This window comes from Pseudomonas sp. 102515, from assembly GCF_031085165.1.
Taxonomy (GTDB): Bacteria; Pseudomonadota; Gammaproteobacteria; order Pseudomonadales; family Pseudomonadaceae; genus Chryseomonas.
This window is the reverse complement of record NZ_JAVHTY010000029.1, coordinates 1-223: the sequence shown is the minus strand read 5'-3', so window position 1 is coordinate 223 and position 223 is coordinate 1. Positions and strand designations below refer to the sequence as shown.

Sequence of the window (223 nt, the reverse complement as noted above, 5' to 3'; positions counted from 1 at the left end):
TCTACGACCGATTTCCGACCGGTCTGAGCGCACCTTCGTACTCCTCCGTTACTCTTTAGGAGGAGACCGCCCCAGTCAAACTGCCCACCATACACTGTCCTCGATCCGGATAACGGACCAGAGTTAGAACCTCAAGATTGCCAGGGTGGTATTTCAAGGATGGCTCCACGCAGACTGGCGTCCACGCTTCAAAGCCTCCCACCTATCCTACACAAGCAAGCTC

At 55.2% G+C, this 223-nt stretch carries 1 rRNA gene; it reads right to left on the bottom strand.

The window, feature by feature from the left end:
* Positions 1 to 223, bottom strand: a 23S ribosomal RNA gene (locus tag RCF34_RS22850); the annotation flags it as partial.